Source organism: Chryseobacterium formosense, assembly GCF_900116415.1.
Lineage (GTDB): Bacteria > Bacteroidota > Bacteroidia > Flavobacteriales > Weeksellaceae > Chryseobacterium > Chryseobacterium formosense.
In genome coordinates this window covers 409,634-422,793 of record NZ_FPAP01000002.1, presented here as the reverse complement: position 1 = coordinate 422,793, position 13,160 = coordinate 409,634, and the positions used below count along the sequence as shown (strand labels likewise).

9 protein-coding genes and 1 riboswitch are annotated in these 13,160 nt (G+C 35.8%); of the genes, 1 reads left to right on the top strand and 8 read right to left on the bottom strand.

Annotated elements, in window-relative coordinates; all coding sequences use genetic code 11:
• Positions 1-22: 22 nt before the first annotated feature.
• From BM371_RS08100 to BM371_RS08090, 3 genes are all read right to left on the bottom strand, one after another.
• On the bottom strand, positions 23-442 hold the full coding sequence (locus tag BM371_RS08100) for a Fur family transcriptional regulator (protein WP_034677959.1): 420 nt from the start codon (positions 440-442) through the stop codon (positions 23-25).
• 316 nt (positions 443-758) lie between these two features.
• On the bottom strand, positions 759-2,252 hold the full coding sequence (locus BM371_RS08095; RefSeq protein WP_034677958.1) for a RagB/SusD family nutrient uptake outer membrane protein: 1,494 nt from the start codon (positions 2,250-2,252) through the stop codon (positions 759-761).
• Between the two features lie 18 nt (positions 2,253-2,270).
• Positions 2,271-5,180, bottom strand: coding sequence for a SusC/RagA family TonB-linked outer membrane protein (locus BM371_RS08090; RefSeq protein ID WP_034677957.1), 2,910 nt, complete (start codon positions 5,178-5,180; stop codon positions 2,271-2,273).
• A gap of 83 nt (positions 5,181-5,263) precedes the next feature.
• Positions 5,264-5,362, bottom strand: a riboswitch (SAM riboswitch).
• Between the two features lie 313 nt (positions 5,363-5,675).
• Between BM371_RS08090 and BM371_RS08085 the strand changes: the two genes are divergently transcribed.
• Positions 5,676-6,083, top strand: coding sequence for a type II 3-dehydroquinate dehydratase (locus BM371_RS08085; protein ID WP_034677956.1), 408 nt, complete (start codon positions 5,676-5,678; stop codon positions 6,081-6,083).
• A gap of 133 nt (positions 6,084-6,216) precedes the next feature.
• Here the strand turns inward: BM371_RS08085 and pckA are convergent, their stop codons facing one another.
• The 5 genes from pckA to bshC all read right to left on the bottom strand — a co-directional run bounded on the left by pckA (position 6,217) and on the right by bshC (position 13,154).
• The gene (pckA, locus tag BM371_RS08080; RefSeq protein WP_034677955.1) at positions 6,217-7,833 is read right to left on the bottom strand and encodes a phosphoenolpyruvate carboxykinase (ATP); all 1,617 of its coding nucleotides are present in this window, start codon (positions 7,831-7,833) and stop codon (positions 6,217-6,219) included.
• Between the two features lie 128 nt (positions 7,834-7,961).
• The gene (locus BM371_RS08075; RefSeq protein WP_034677954.1) at positions 7,962-8,867 is read right to left on the bottom strand and encodes a GYDIA family GHMP kinase; all 906 of its coding nucleotides are present in this window, start codon (positions 8,865-8,867) and stop codon (positions 7,962-7,964) included.
• Positions 8,868-8,878: 11 nt separating this feature from the next.
• Positions 8,879-9,754 (bottom strand): ACP S-malonyltransferase, encoded by an 876-nt coding sequence (gene fabD, locus BM371_RS08070; protein WP_034677953.1) that lies wholly within the window; start codon positions 9,752-9,754, stop codon positions 8,879-8,881.
• 54 nt (positions 9,755-9,808) lie between these two features.
• Complete coding sequence (locus BM371_RS08065) at positions 9,809-11,530, bottom strand: amino acid ABC transporter substrate-binding protein (protein ID WP_051882909.1); 1,722 nt, start codon at positions 11,528-11,530, stop codon at positions 9,809-9,811.
• A gap of 37 nt (positions 11,531-11,567) precedes the next feature.
• The gene (bshC, locus tag BM371_RS08060) at positions 11,568-13,154 is read right to left on the bottom strand and encodes a bacillithiol biosynthesis cysteine-adding enzyme BshC (protein WP_034677951.1); all 1,587 of its coding nucleotides are present in this window, start codon (positions 13,152-13,154) and stop codon (positions 11,568-11,570) included.
• Positions 13,155-13,160: the final 6 nt, after the last annotated feature.

The window sequence follows — 13,160 nt, the reverse complement described above, 5'->3', positions numbered from 1 at the left end:
TAAGCCAAACCCGAATGCAATGCTATTGCAAACTTTCAAGACAGCTTTCACAGATTCCTTTTGCGAAAAGCCTTATTTCATCGATTCTGAAATTAGTCTGAATATTTTGCGGAAAGGAAATATCTTCTTTACAGGTCGTCTGTTTACAGATTTTACAGTAGAAATGAAGATGCCAATCTTTGTGCGTACTTTCATCGCAACCGTCATGGCAAAGCTTGTATTTAGTCGTTGTATTTTCCTGAATGCTGTGCACGATTCCTTTTTCTTCGAAAGTTTTCAAAGTTCGGTAGATTGTGGTTCTATCGGCATTTTCAAAATGATTTTCGATTTCAGACAAAGAAAGAGCTGCTTCCTGAGAACTTAGAAAGTCATACACCAAAATCCTCATGCTTGTGGGTTTGGTGTTTTTGTCGATGAGTTTGTTTTCGATGTCTGTTTTCATCAGGAAAATTTTTAACGTTCTTATCTCAAATTTAGCTTTTTTAAATGTTTTCTCTCTGATTTACCGCAAACTTCTTTAAACTTTTTATTTAACCACAAAAGAGACAAAAGTTTCAAATGCTTTATTTAAAGTTAATAAATAATAAGACAATAGCTTTTTTAAAATCTCTCACTTTTCTCTTTTAAGGATTTTACTTATCTAAATAATCTTTTGTACATTTTTTGTGGTTAATTTAAAGATAGTTTACCAAAACATTTCATTAAAGCAAAAAAGCCGCTACAGAATGCAACGACTTTCTTGAAAAATTAAAACTAAACTATAAATTCGGATTATTCTCGCTCTCTTTCTGCGGAATCGAGAATAGATAATATCTGCTGTTCGGAGCAAAAGCCGATTGGTCAGGAAAAGCAAAGATGGTGTGACCTCTGCCGTTTACTGTTTTTACTGTTCCATCGGGAATGGTAACCTGCACTTGTATCGCCTGTCCGTTTGTATTGGTATAAGGTTTTCTTACAACCGTTCCCTGCGTTCTGATGATATCCGACAAAGAGAACCCTTCCCCGAATAATTCTTTTCTTCTTTCGATTAAAACTTCTTTAATGACATCATTTTGTGCTAAAGAACCGCTGTAAACATTTGCATTTCTGGCAGATTTTAGTTGATTTAAAACTGTAACCGCATTCGAAACATTTCCATTTCTGGCTTCCGCTTCCGCTTCAATTAAATACATTTCAGCCGCTCTCATGTAAACGATATCGGCAATTAAATTGGCTTTAAATTTAAACTTAGCATATCTCAGCAAACCTTCTCTTCCAGGAAGCCCGTCCCATGAAAACAATGAATAACGAATATCATTGGTATCAAACAAATCTTTGAAATAAGGGTCTGCCATGAAGCTGTAATAATAACTTCCCGACGAAGAAACGTCTAAAAAATGGAATGCATAACTCTCACCCGATTGCTCCTGCGTTTGTCCGTGACCCCAAATCCATTCTCCGTTGCTGATATCGTTGAAACCTTCTTTATATTTTTCAGGTGCCATTAAAGCGTAACCGTTTCTTGCAATTTTTGCAGAAGCTGCCGCATTTGCCCAATCTCCTGTGTTTAAATACACTCTTGCCAACAAGCCGTTCACGACTGATCTGTCGATTTTATCTTTATTGTTTCTTGAATAATTCTGAAGCAATTGATCAGCATCCGTCAAATCACTTTTTATTAAAATATACATTTCTTCCAGACTTGCTCTTTTCTTTCCTACGGAATTAGTCGTGGTAGGCTCTGTATAAATCGGAGCCGTTAAAGTATTTTTATCTTTCAAATAACTGAACTGATAAAAGCTCGCCAGATTTAAATAACAAAAAGCTCTCAACGCTTTTGCCTGACCTTTTACCTGATTTTTCTTTTCCACACTTCCTTCTGCATCATCGATTCTCGCAATAACATTGTTCATATTATTAATCGTGGAATACAATAAACTCCAGATAAACAGAGGTCGACTTCCTGCATTATTGACCAAATCTGTGAAAGCATAAGCTGCCGGAAACCCGTATTTGTTGGTTAAAACCGCCACATCACTTCCCATAGCGTCACTCGTTCTTAATACTGTTGAATAACCGATGTTCGCATACGTTGTTCCGTCATCATTAAATTTCGCCCAAGTTCCGTTGATTACCGTTTCTGCGCTTTCTGCCGTTTTAAAAACCTCTTCTTCACTCGCCTGGTTGGTCGGAGCCGTTTCCAAATCGTTTTCACAGCTTACTGAAGCGAATGCTGTGATTAAAGCAAAAGATAAATATTTTAATTTTTTCATTGTTTTTTCATTTAAATGTTAAAGCGTTGCCTGTAAACCGAAAGTGATTGTTCTCATCGCAGGATAACGGTAATACGTTGTTCCGTCAAGGGTCTGTTCAGGATCCATTCCTTTGTGCTTGTAGAAGGTTAAAAGATTTTCTCCCTGTACATACAATCTGAATTTTTTCACGCCCCATCTTTCAAAATATTCAGTTGGAAGCGTGTAACCTAAGCTCATATTTTTCACTCTTGCATACGTCCCGGAATATAAAAATCTTGACGATGCTGAAGTCCAGTTGTTGGTCGTTGTACTCAAAGCAGGAACGTCTGTGTAAGGATTTTCGGGTGTCCATCGGTTCAGCATTTCTGAACTCCAAGCTCTTCCTGCAGCACTTCCGTTATGCATAATCATCGTGTAGTCGGTATCTAAAATTTTACCACCGATACTAAAAGTCACCAATGTTGAAAAATCAAAGTTTTTATACGCTAAACTTGTCGTGAAACCTCCCATTACTTTTGGAAGTGATGAGCCTTGCAACGTTTTTGTAGCTTTTGCATATTCCGAAGTCGTTCCTTCTACCGTATTTCCGTTGGCATCTGTTGTGATTGTTTTCCAAAGCGGGTTTCCATTGCTTGGATCTACTCCTGCCCACTCAGGAATGAAGAAATCATAGATGGAACCTCCGACTTGCAACAATTTCGTTCCACTTACGATGGAACCTTTTGGAAGTTTGGTAATTTTGTTATTTAAAGTGCTTAAATTAAGGTCAATATTCCATTCAAAATCTTTCGTTTTAATGGGAGTTGTGAATAATGAAAACTCAAAACCTGTATTTTTCAATTCTCCAATATTTGCCTGGAATCCGCTGAATCCCAATGACGGAGCTAAAGGCATATCAAATAGAAGATCCTGGCTTTTTCTTTGGAAATATTCGACGTTACCTTTAATTCGGTTGTTTAAAATTGCAAATTCCAATCCTACATTTAGGTTTAAATTCGTTTCCCATTTCAAATCTGGCGTTGGTAATTTACTTGCAACCGTTCCGCCCTCACCTAAATTATTAAAGAAAGCATACAAACTCTGGTACGCATAATAGGTACTCAACTTATCATTTCCCTGACCTCCGTAACTTGCACGAAGTGTTAACTGATTAAAGAAATTCAGTTTTCTGATAAAATCTTCGTTGGAAGCTTTCCAGGAACCACCGACTGACCAGAATGTTCCCCATCTGTTCTCAGGAGAAAATCTGGAAGAACCATCTGCTCTTACCGATCCGGAAACGAAATATTTGTTCTGATAATCATATTCCGCTTTTCCTAAATAACTTAACAAACCTAATTTATCACTGTTCCCACTGAAACTTCCTAACAAAGCTGCAGCATCCGGCTCATAATAATAAGGCAGTGAAAATTGGCTTCTGTTCCCTGAAATCGTCTGGTATTCGTAATGATAAAATTCCTGACCACCCAAAACATTGAGGTGATGCTGCCCGAATTTTTTATCGTAGGTTAAAATATTACTCGTCGTATAAGAAAGCGTTCTCGAATTGGCTTTGGTGACAGAACCTCCGATTTCAGAACCTTCACCCAATAAAGGATTGGTATAATAATGACCGTTATAATTCAACAAATCAACTGAAAAATTAGTTCTGAATTTCAGTTCAGGCAGGAAAATAAATTCTGCAAAACCTTTTCCTGAGAAGTTATCTTCACGGTTTTCGTTCTTGTCTAAAGGTAAAGTCGCTGCTGCATTTTGATTCTGTAAAGCACTTGTCGGGCGGTATTTTCCGAAATCATAGATGTAATTTCCACCTGCATCCAATTTGTAGCTTCCATCCGAATTTCTTTCATAATAAGGATAAAATGACGGAATCACTCTCGCCGCATTGATGATATTGTCCGTTCTGGAATCTGATGAAGGCGGTGCTTCCTGAAGACTGTTGGTATAGGCTAAATTTGCTCCGACATTCAACCATTTTTTCACTTCAGAATTGATTTTTAATCTTGAGCTGTATTTTCTGAAACCAGAACCAATAGCAATTCCTTTATCATCGAGATATCCTAAAGAGAAGAAATAATTGCTTTTTTCGTTACCTCCGCTGAAATCCAAATCTACCTGATTTCGAGAGGCAACTCGTTGTAAAATATCTCTCCAGTCGTCATTCCACAACGGAGTTGCACCCGATAAAAGCCTTCCATCTGTACCAACCGGTTTTGCATAATTTGAACCGTAAGGATTAATGCCTAAAGCATTAACCAAGTTATCGGTCGCCATCTGCGCAGCCTGCTGAGAAGAAACCTGACTTGATTTATAGCCGTTCCTCAAAGCTTCCCAATACAACTGGAAATACTGGTCTGTATTTACCTGTTCATAATCTTTTACCGCTCGGCTCGAGAAACCCTGGCTTATATTGAAGTTTACCCTTGCCTCGCCTTTTTTACCGGATTTTGTGGTAACAATAATGACACCATTTGCTCCTCTGGAACCGTATAATGAACTCGCCGTCGCATCTTTCAAAACACTGATTGACTCAATATCGTTTGGGCTTATAGAATTGATATTTCCGTCAAAAGGCATTCCGTCAACCACGAATAATGGGTTGCTTGATGCACTTACAGAACCGATTCCACGGATTCTGATGGAAGCTGTAGAACCCGGCTGCCCCGAAGAACTTACCGCCTGAAGACCGGGCACCTGCCCTTCCAAAGCTTTTGTGATATTGGTAACGGGTCTGTTGTTGATTTTTTCGCTCGAAATTGTTGCTACAGAACCTGTATAACTTGTTTTCTTAGCTTTTCCGTAAGCCACTACTACCACTTCATCAATCTCTTTTTCCCGAAGAGTGTCTTTTTTAGTTTCCTGTCCGTTCACATTCGCAATTCCAAAGAAAAATGCGGCAACTGGTGGAATCCAAATTTTAGAATTAATTAAATTTTTGCTAATCATAATCCATTTTATTTACTGCTAATTAAATTTTGACCTTTTATAGAAAAGACAGCAAACGGCATCAATAATCATGATTAACACTTTGCTCATCTTTCCTTTTTCAAGGCTGAATGTAACACCTTGCACAGTGCAGGTTGTTAAGATTTCATAGGGTCAGTTCCCTCCATCTTTCTTTATAAGCCGTTGCAAATCTAAAAACAAAAAGTCTACAAAACAAGTAGACTTTAAAATTTTGAATATAAATTTTATAAAAATTAACGTAATTTTATTTTAAAAACATCAATTATAGACAGTTATAAAAAATATTAAATTTTCAAATATGAGAAATATCATTAAAAATAATGTAATGATAAAATTGAGATTTAAATGTAATTTAGATTATCATTAAAAAAAATTTAAATACCTTAATATATTTTTAAAAGTTCCCGATACATTTTTCTTCATTTCATTTCGAAAAACACTCGAACTGACGGAAAAACTTTTTAATTTTATAGGATGAAAGTTTTAATAGTAAACGGCCCGAATCTGAACTTGCTGGGAACAAGAGAACCAGAGATTTACGGAACTACTTCAATGGAAGATTATCTGGAAAATTTAAAATCTGAATTTCCTTCCTATGAGATTCAATATTATCAATCGAATATTGAAGGAGAATTGATTAACAGACTCCAGCATGATGATTTTGATGCGTTGGTTATTAATCCCGGAGCTTTTACGCATTATTCTTATGCGATTGCGGATTGTTTAAAGAATATTCAGAAGCCGAAAGTGGAAGTTCACATCAGCAATATTTATAAAAGAGAAGAGTTTCGGCAGAAATCTGTGACAGCAACAAATACCGATGCAGTATTATCAGGTTTTGGAATGGAGGGATATCGATTGGCTATTTTGAGTTTGAAGTAATTCCCACAGATATCACGGATTTACACAGATGATTGCGTAAAACTTTCTCTTGCAGATTTTAGGGATTACGCAGATTACTTCATGATAAAATAAAAAAAGGCTCATCAAATTGATGAGCCTTTCTTCACTATTTCTAAATGGTCTGTTCCTGCAATTGAGGACCAGAAGCAATCAGCTTTTTGGCTTCGTCATTACCGCAGTACTGCTCGAAGTTTTTGATATATTTTGCAGCAAGATCTTTTGCTTTTTCTTCCCATTCTGCAACATCACTGTAGGTTTCTCTTGGATCAAGAATACCTTCAGAAACATTTGGCAATGTCTTCGGAATCTCAAGATTCATAATTGGAAGAGTAGTTTTCTCAGCATTTTCGATTGATCCGTCGATGATCGCATCAATAATTGCTCTTGTATCTTTTAATGAAATTCTCTTTCCGGTACCGTTCCAACCTGTATTTACCAAATACGCTTTTGCACCGTGCTCTTTCATTTTCCCGATTAATGTTTTAGAATACATTGTTGGGTGCAATGTAAGGAATGCTTCCCCAAAAGCCGGAGAGAACGATGGTTCAGGTTCTGTAATTCCTCTCTCTGTACCTGCTAATTTTGAAGTATATCCGCAAAGGAAGTGGTATTGAGCCTGATCTTCATCTAAAATTGAAACCGGAGGCAACACTCCGAAAGCATCAGCAGAAAGATAAACAATCTTGCTCGCATGACCAGCTTTTGAAGGCAAAACGATTTTGTTGATATGGTAGATCGGGTAAGAAACTCTCGTATTTTCTGTGATAGAACCATCAGTATAATCGGCAATACCGTTATTTACAACAACATTTTCAAGAAGCGCATCTCTCTTGATGGCTCTAAAAATATCCGGTTCTTTTTCTGCTGACAAATCAATTACTTTAGCATAACATCCACCTTCATAGTTGAAAACTCCGTTGTTATCCCAACCGTGCTCATCGTCTCCAATTAAATATCTTTTAGGATCTGCAGACAAAGTTGTTTTTCCCGTCCCTGAAAGTCCGAAGAAAAGAGCAACATCTCCCTCCTCACCGACGTTTGCAGAACAGTGCATTGAAGCCATACCTTTTAATGGAAGGTAATAATTCATCATTGCAAACATTCCTTTTTTCATTTCTCCACCATACCAAGTTCCTCCGATAATCTGCAGTTTTTGAGTAAGGTTGAACATCACAAAATTTTCAGAATTTAATTCCTGCTCTTCCCAGTTTGGATTGGTTGTTTTTGAACCATTGATCACTGTGAAATCCGGCTCACCGTAATTTTCTAAATCGTAATGAGAAGGTCTGATAAACATATTCGTAACGAAATGCGCCTGCCACGCAACTTCCACGATAAATCTTACTTTAAGTCTTGTATCTTCGTTTGTACCGCAAAATGTATCGACAACATAGATTTTTTTGGCATTAGAAAGTTGATTTAAAACTAAATCTTTACAAGATTCGAAAACTTCGGGAGTTGTTGGTAAATTTACTTTACCATCCCAGAAAATAGTATCTTTCGTTACATCATCCTGTACAATATACCTGTCTTTAGGCGAGCGACCTGTGAAAATTCCTGTTTTTACAGAAACTGCACCCGATTCTGTAAGTTCAGCTTTTTCAAAACCCTGATTTTCAGGCGAAACTTCCGCTTGATATAATTCTTCGTATGAAGGATTATAAATTAATTCGTAATCTCCTTTAATCCCTAATTTTTGTAAATCCTGGATGATTCTGGCGTTTTTCATTTTACTTATATTTTCTTTTTGCTTTTTGTCGGTTTAACATAATTAATATTAACTATTTGTTAAACTTCGATAAATATAAACATATAAGCGAAAATGGCAAATAAAAAATGATTTAATTAATCAATTGACTAACAATCAATTAAACCATCCCATTCGAAAATTGTTGTAAAACCTTTTCCCCAAAAATAGTCTTCAAAGCCTTCAAATTTTGCACTCATTACAAAATCTCCGCCCCAAGCGCCTAAACTTTTGACAAATTTTGCACAATCTGCAAAAAAAAGTGATTTAACTGTAGGAATTTTAATAAAATCGGAAATATTTTGTTCATGTAACATTATTAGTTCAGAAAATTTATCTAATTCATTACACATTAAAATATTTCTTGTGAGATCAGAAAATTCATCAATCAGATTTTGAGACTTTAATTTTGACTTGTAAAGATTGATTGCTTCACGGCTATCCTGTTTTTGATTAAGATGAATAAAAATCAGTTCATTTTTAAAACTTGGGTTGAAATCTACTTTCTCAAAATGTATTTCAGGTTTATTCTGAAATAATACTGCAGATTTCGCATGCGCAACAGCAATATCGTACCCGCTTCCACCCAAACTCATTGAATTCAAATGAAAAGGGTCAATTTGCGCCCACTCTGCCAAATTATTCATTAAAGTAGAGCTGCTTCCCAAACCGTAATCTGGAGGAAACTGAAGGTTTGTTTTTAAAAGATAGGTCGTTGTATTTTTAAATTTAGTTTCAGAAAGATTCTGAACATTTTGGAGAGTTTTCAGAATAAACTCTGCGCTTGAAGTAATATTGGTCTCTAAAATCTGCCAGTTTTTGTAATCAATGACAACTTTTAACCATAATTTGTTTTGATGATAAGCTTCCCAGAAAACGATTGATTTTCCGTCATGCTTTTCTTCAAAAAAAAACTCCTGTCCTAGCTTTGTGGGTACAGCAAGGACAAGAGCTCCGTCTACAGCGAAATATTCTGAAGTAAGCATCAGCTTTCCCGGTGAATAAATTTCGCCCATTGTATTGTAATTTAGATTGCAGAAGCAGAAGCTACTTCGCTATCAATTTTCTTGATTAATCCCTGAAGTGTTTTTCCGGGACCTACTTCTACGAAATTAGTTGCTCCGTCTTTGATCATATTCTGAACAGACTGTGTCCATTTCACAGGACCTGTCAACTGAGCGATAAGATTCGCTTTAATCTGATCAGGATCTGTAACAGCAGTTGTCGTGATATTCTGATAAACAGGAATTGTTGCGTTTCTGAATTTTGTGTTCTCAATAGCAGTTGCCAATCTTTCCTGTGCAGGTTGCATTAATGGTGAATGGAAAGCTCCGTTTACCGGTAAAAGCAATGCTCTTTTTGCGCCTGCTTCTTTTAATTTTGCGCAAGCTTCTTCTACTGCAGCCGTTTCTCCGGAAATCACCAATTGCCCGGGACAGTTGTAATTTGCAGGAACAACAACTCCACTGATTGATGCACAGATTTCTTCTACTTTAGCATCATCCAATCCTAAAATTGCAGCCATCGAGCTCGGATTGGCATCACAAGCAGCCTGCATTGCTTTTGCTCTTTCAGAAACCAGTTTCAAACCGTCATCGAAAGATAAAACTCCGTTTGCCACTAATGCAGAAAATTCTCCTAAAGAGTGCCCAGCAACCATTTCTGCACCAAGACCATTTACAGCTTTCAGCGCAGCAACAGAATGTATAAAGATTGAAGGTTGTGTAACTTCAGTTTTTTTAAGATCTTCATCTGTCCCGCTAAACATAAGGGAAAGAATATCGAAACCTAAAATTTCATTGGCAGATTCCATCAGATCTTTGATGTCTTTACGGGAATCGTACAACTCTTTTCCCATACCTACAAACTGTGATCCCTGCCCAGGAAATACAAGTGCTTTCATTTATTTATTTAAAAATTAATACAAATATTTAGTTTAATATACCGTTCCTGAAAATTAAGGAACCAATCTGATCACACGGAAACCAGTGTTTACATAAGCTCCGTTTGATTTAGATTTTACAAATTCAAACTTGGTAGCAAGCTGGGTCTGAACTTTATTGATCTGTTTAAAGATTTCGCCTTTTTTGTTTTCTCTTGTCAACATATCGTTAACAACGTCGAAACCAATTACAGCATATTTGCCAGGAACTTTACAATATTTTGCTTTATAAGCCGCTAAAATTTCTTTTTCAAAATTGCCATCCGTGTTAATCTTTCTGTCCATCAGATAAACAAGACTTGCCTGACTTAGTTCGTCAACTTTTTTCTCGAAGCTCGGAACAGCATACATACTGAAGGCTTTCACACCCTGAACTTCTTTAGACAAAGCAATAACTTTACTAGAAAAAGCTTCCCCTACTGTATCATTATCGCTTGCTAAAATGGCAATAACGGGAGCAGACTGACCTGTCATCATATTTTGATCCAACTGAATATCAGAAGCAGACGATACAATACTTACCTGTGCATTTTTAACATTTTTTTCAAGACTAGACTTCAGATAATTCGCATTATCTTTTTTCGAATCTGCAAGAATATATATTTTCTGATCAGAATAAACCGATTTTACTTCTTCCGCAATTTTATCGGCATACGTCTGGTCGTTTGTTTCAACGATAATCAGGTTGCTGTAGTTGTATAATTCCGGAGAGTTTGCAAAAGGAGCAACCACAGGAATTTTCTGAGTTTTTGTAAAATCTAAGAGATCAATCACATTTGACTTGAAAAATGGCCCGATAATTAAATCGGTATTATTTGGATTGATTTGAGACAAAGAACTCTTGAATGAATCTTCATTTCCTGAATCAACAATTTTTATATCTAATTTTTGTCCACCAGCAGCATTCCTTTCAATCGCTAGTTTAGCACCTGTAAGAAAATCGGTTGCCATAGCACGATATTGTGTTTGCCCTGTATTGTAACCGAAAGGTAACATTAGAACCACACTTAAAGCATCACCATTCTTTTTAATGTATGCTGCGTCAAGTTTTCTGATCTTTAAAACCATTCCGGCTTTTAAACCTTTTGCTAAATCGGGATTTAATGCAATCAGTTCATCAATGCTAACCCCAAATTTATTGACGATTGAAAAAACAGTATCTCCTGATTCTACAGTGTAAGTAGCATATTCATCCTGACCTGAGTGGGAATTCGAAGCTGAAGATCTTTCGTTTCCTGAATCAATTTTCGTTTTAGTATTTGATGCAGAAGCAGTTTCCACAGGCGCTGTTTCAACAGGTTTTGTTGTAGCTACAGTTTGATTTCCGCCATATTTTTTTATGCTTTCAAGAGGCAACGTGATTTCGTCACCGATTTTGGTGTGAGAATCCAGATCAGGATTTAATTTTCTTAGATCCGTTTCAGAAATTCTGTATTGTTTTGTAATACCGTAAATAGTTTGTTTTGGCTGAAGAATAATTTTACCTGTCTGTGCAGAAGTAGTTGTAACAGGTGTTTTTGTAGTGGAATTACTACCCCCTTTTACATTAACAACATCACCAATGGCAAGTTTTCCTTCTTTAACTTTAGGATTTAACTTGAATAGCTCATCTACAGAAATTCCGTATTTCTTAGAAATATTGTATGGAGTATCCCCTTTTATAACCGTGTGTGTTTTCTGAGCAGATAAGCCCAAAAACATACATAAACCAGATAGTACAAAAAACCTCTTAATCATTTTCGATATTATAAGTTACAAAAATACTTCTTTAAAATTAAATGGCAACAATTATTAATTTTGAATCTTCCACAACCATTTCTTCCAGACAAAATTCTATCCACGAATAGCCTAAGTCTGCAAAAAACACAGAGAAATTAAAAATTCTTTCCTGCCATGTTTTAGAAGGATGGACGTCTAAAAATAAATTTTCAAGACGCTCCAATAATTCGCTTTGCTTGATTTTCTCAGCTCTAAGAAGCCTCTTTTTCATTCTTTCGAAAGACTTTAGCTGTCTTACTTCTTCAGCTTTTACCAGATTTCCAAAAGATTGCTCTGTCGTTTCAGCTACATTTTTCAATTCTGAAAACTGTCTCGTGAGAAGATTTTCTTTTTCATTAAGCAAATTAAGAATTTCATTGTTATCTAAAATCTTATTATTGGTAATTTTAGTGAAATTCTGGAAGAAATCTTCCATTTTTAAATCCAGCTTAGCCATTTTACCCAACGTTTTTTCTTTTAAAAACAACATTGAGTTTCTGGGAATTAAAATAGGAAAAGGTAAATTTATTTCAGAAAAATAATCTTTCAGTTCCAGCCAATACATGATCTCAGCATTTCCTCCGATATAAGCAAGGTTTGGCAAAACCGTTTCCTGATAAACAGGACGCATCAATGCATTCGGGCTGAATTTTTCCGGAAAGTTTTCAAGCTCAGTCAGAATTTCTTCTTCGGTAAACTGAATATTTTTATCGACCACAAAATATTTTTCACCGTCAAAATCTATCCGGTCTCTGGTTTCAGAAAGATAAAAAAGATTTATTTCCCGAGGATTCACCTGAACTTTACTGTATTTCTCAGTCAGAAAATCTACTTTCGCTTTTGAATTTTGATGTAAGCTGAAATTTTGAAGCTCATCTTTAAAAACATCTTTCATCTGATTTTTCAAAGCTTTTGAATCGCCGTCTAAAATTAACAGACCAAAGTCACTAAACAATCGGTTTACAAGCGTCTGAATTGCTTCCGTTAAAGTATTTCCGGTTTTATACGCTTCTTTCAGCATTAAAATCAGTTCAGTTCCGAAAATAGAATCTTTGAATTCTTTTTCAAATTCTGAAATGAAAAAGGTATCATTGATTTGAATTCTTCCTACAGCACTTCCGGATTTCTCGTTGATCTCGTAGTAATTATTCTCTGTTTTAAAATGATTAATCTCAGCAAAATCATGATCTTCAGAAGCCATCCAATATACCGGAATAAAATTAAAGTCCGGAAAATTCTGCTGTAAATATGAGCAGGTTTTTATCGTCTGGAGAATCTTATATACGAAAAACACAGGTCCTGAAAAAAGATTCAGCTGATGTCCAGTTGTTATCGTAAATGTATTTTTTTGTTTTAAATTCTCTAAATTTTCTGATTGTTTTTTTGAAATCGTAAAATCAGAAAGCTGAGATTTAAGGGTCTCAACGAGAATTTCTCTTTTCTCTGATGAGAAAGAATTTTGTTTTGAATGAATTTGTCTTGCAAAATTTTCTAACGAAAAAGTATAGTTTTCGAAACCTTCTATCTGATGATTCAGAAAATCTTTTACCAGTTGCGGTATGCTTTCAATCTCGTTAAATGCTATTTTATTTATTGTTTTCAACCTGAT

What these genes read in the sequence shown, in the direction of transcription:
- BM371_RS08100 (WP_034677959.1), bottom strand. Translation starts at nt 442, where the DNA reads ATGAAAACAGACATCGAAAACAAACTCATCGACAAAAACACCAAACCC.
- BM371_RS08095 (WP_034677958.1), bottom strand. Translation starts at nt 2,252, where the DNA reads ATGAAAAAATTAAAATATTTATCTTTTGCTTTAATCACAGCATTCGCT.
- BM371_RS08090 (WP_034677957.1), bottom strand. Translation starts at nt 5,180, where the DNA reads ATGATTAGCAAAAATTTAATTAATTCTAAAATTTGGATTCCACCAGTT.
- BM371_RS08085 (WP_034677956.1), top strand. Translation starts at nt 5,676, where the DNA reads ATGAAAGTTTTAATAGTAAACGGCCCGAATCTGAACTTGCTGGGAACA.
- pckA (WP_034677955.1), bottom strand. Translation starts at nt 7,833, where the DNA reads ATGAAAAACGCCAGAATCATCCAGGATTTACAAAAATTAGGGATTAAA.
- BM371_RS08075 (WP_034677954.1), bottom strand. Translation starts at nt 8,867, where the DNA reads ATGGGCGAAATTTATTCACCGGGAAAGCTGATGCTTACTTCAGAATAT.
- fabD (WP_034677953.1), bottom strand. Translation starts at nt 9,754, where the DNA reads ATGAAAGCACTTGTATTTCCTGGGCAGGGATCACAGTTTGTAGGTATG.
- BM371_RS08065 (WP_051882909.1), bottom strand. Translation starts at nt 11,530, where the DNA reads ATGATTAAGAGGTTTTTTGTACTATCTGGTTTATGTATGTTTTTGGGC.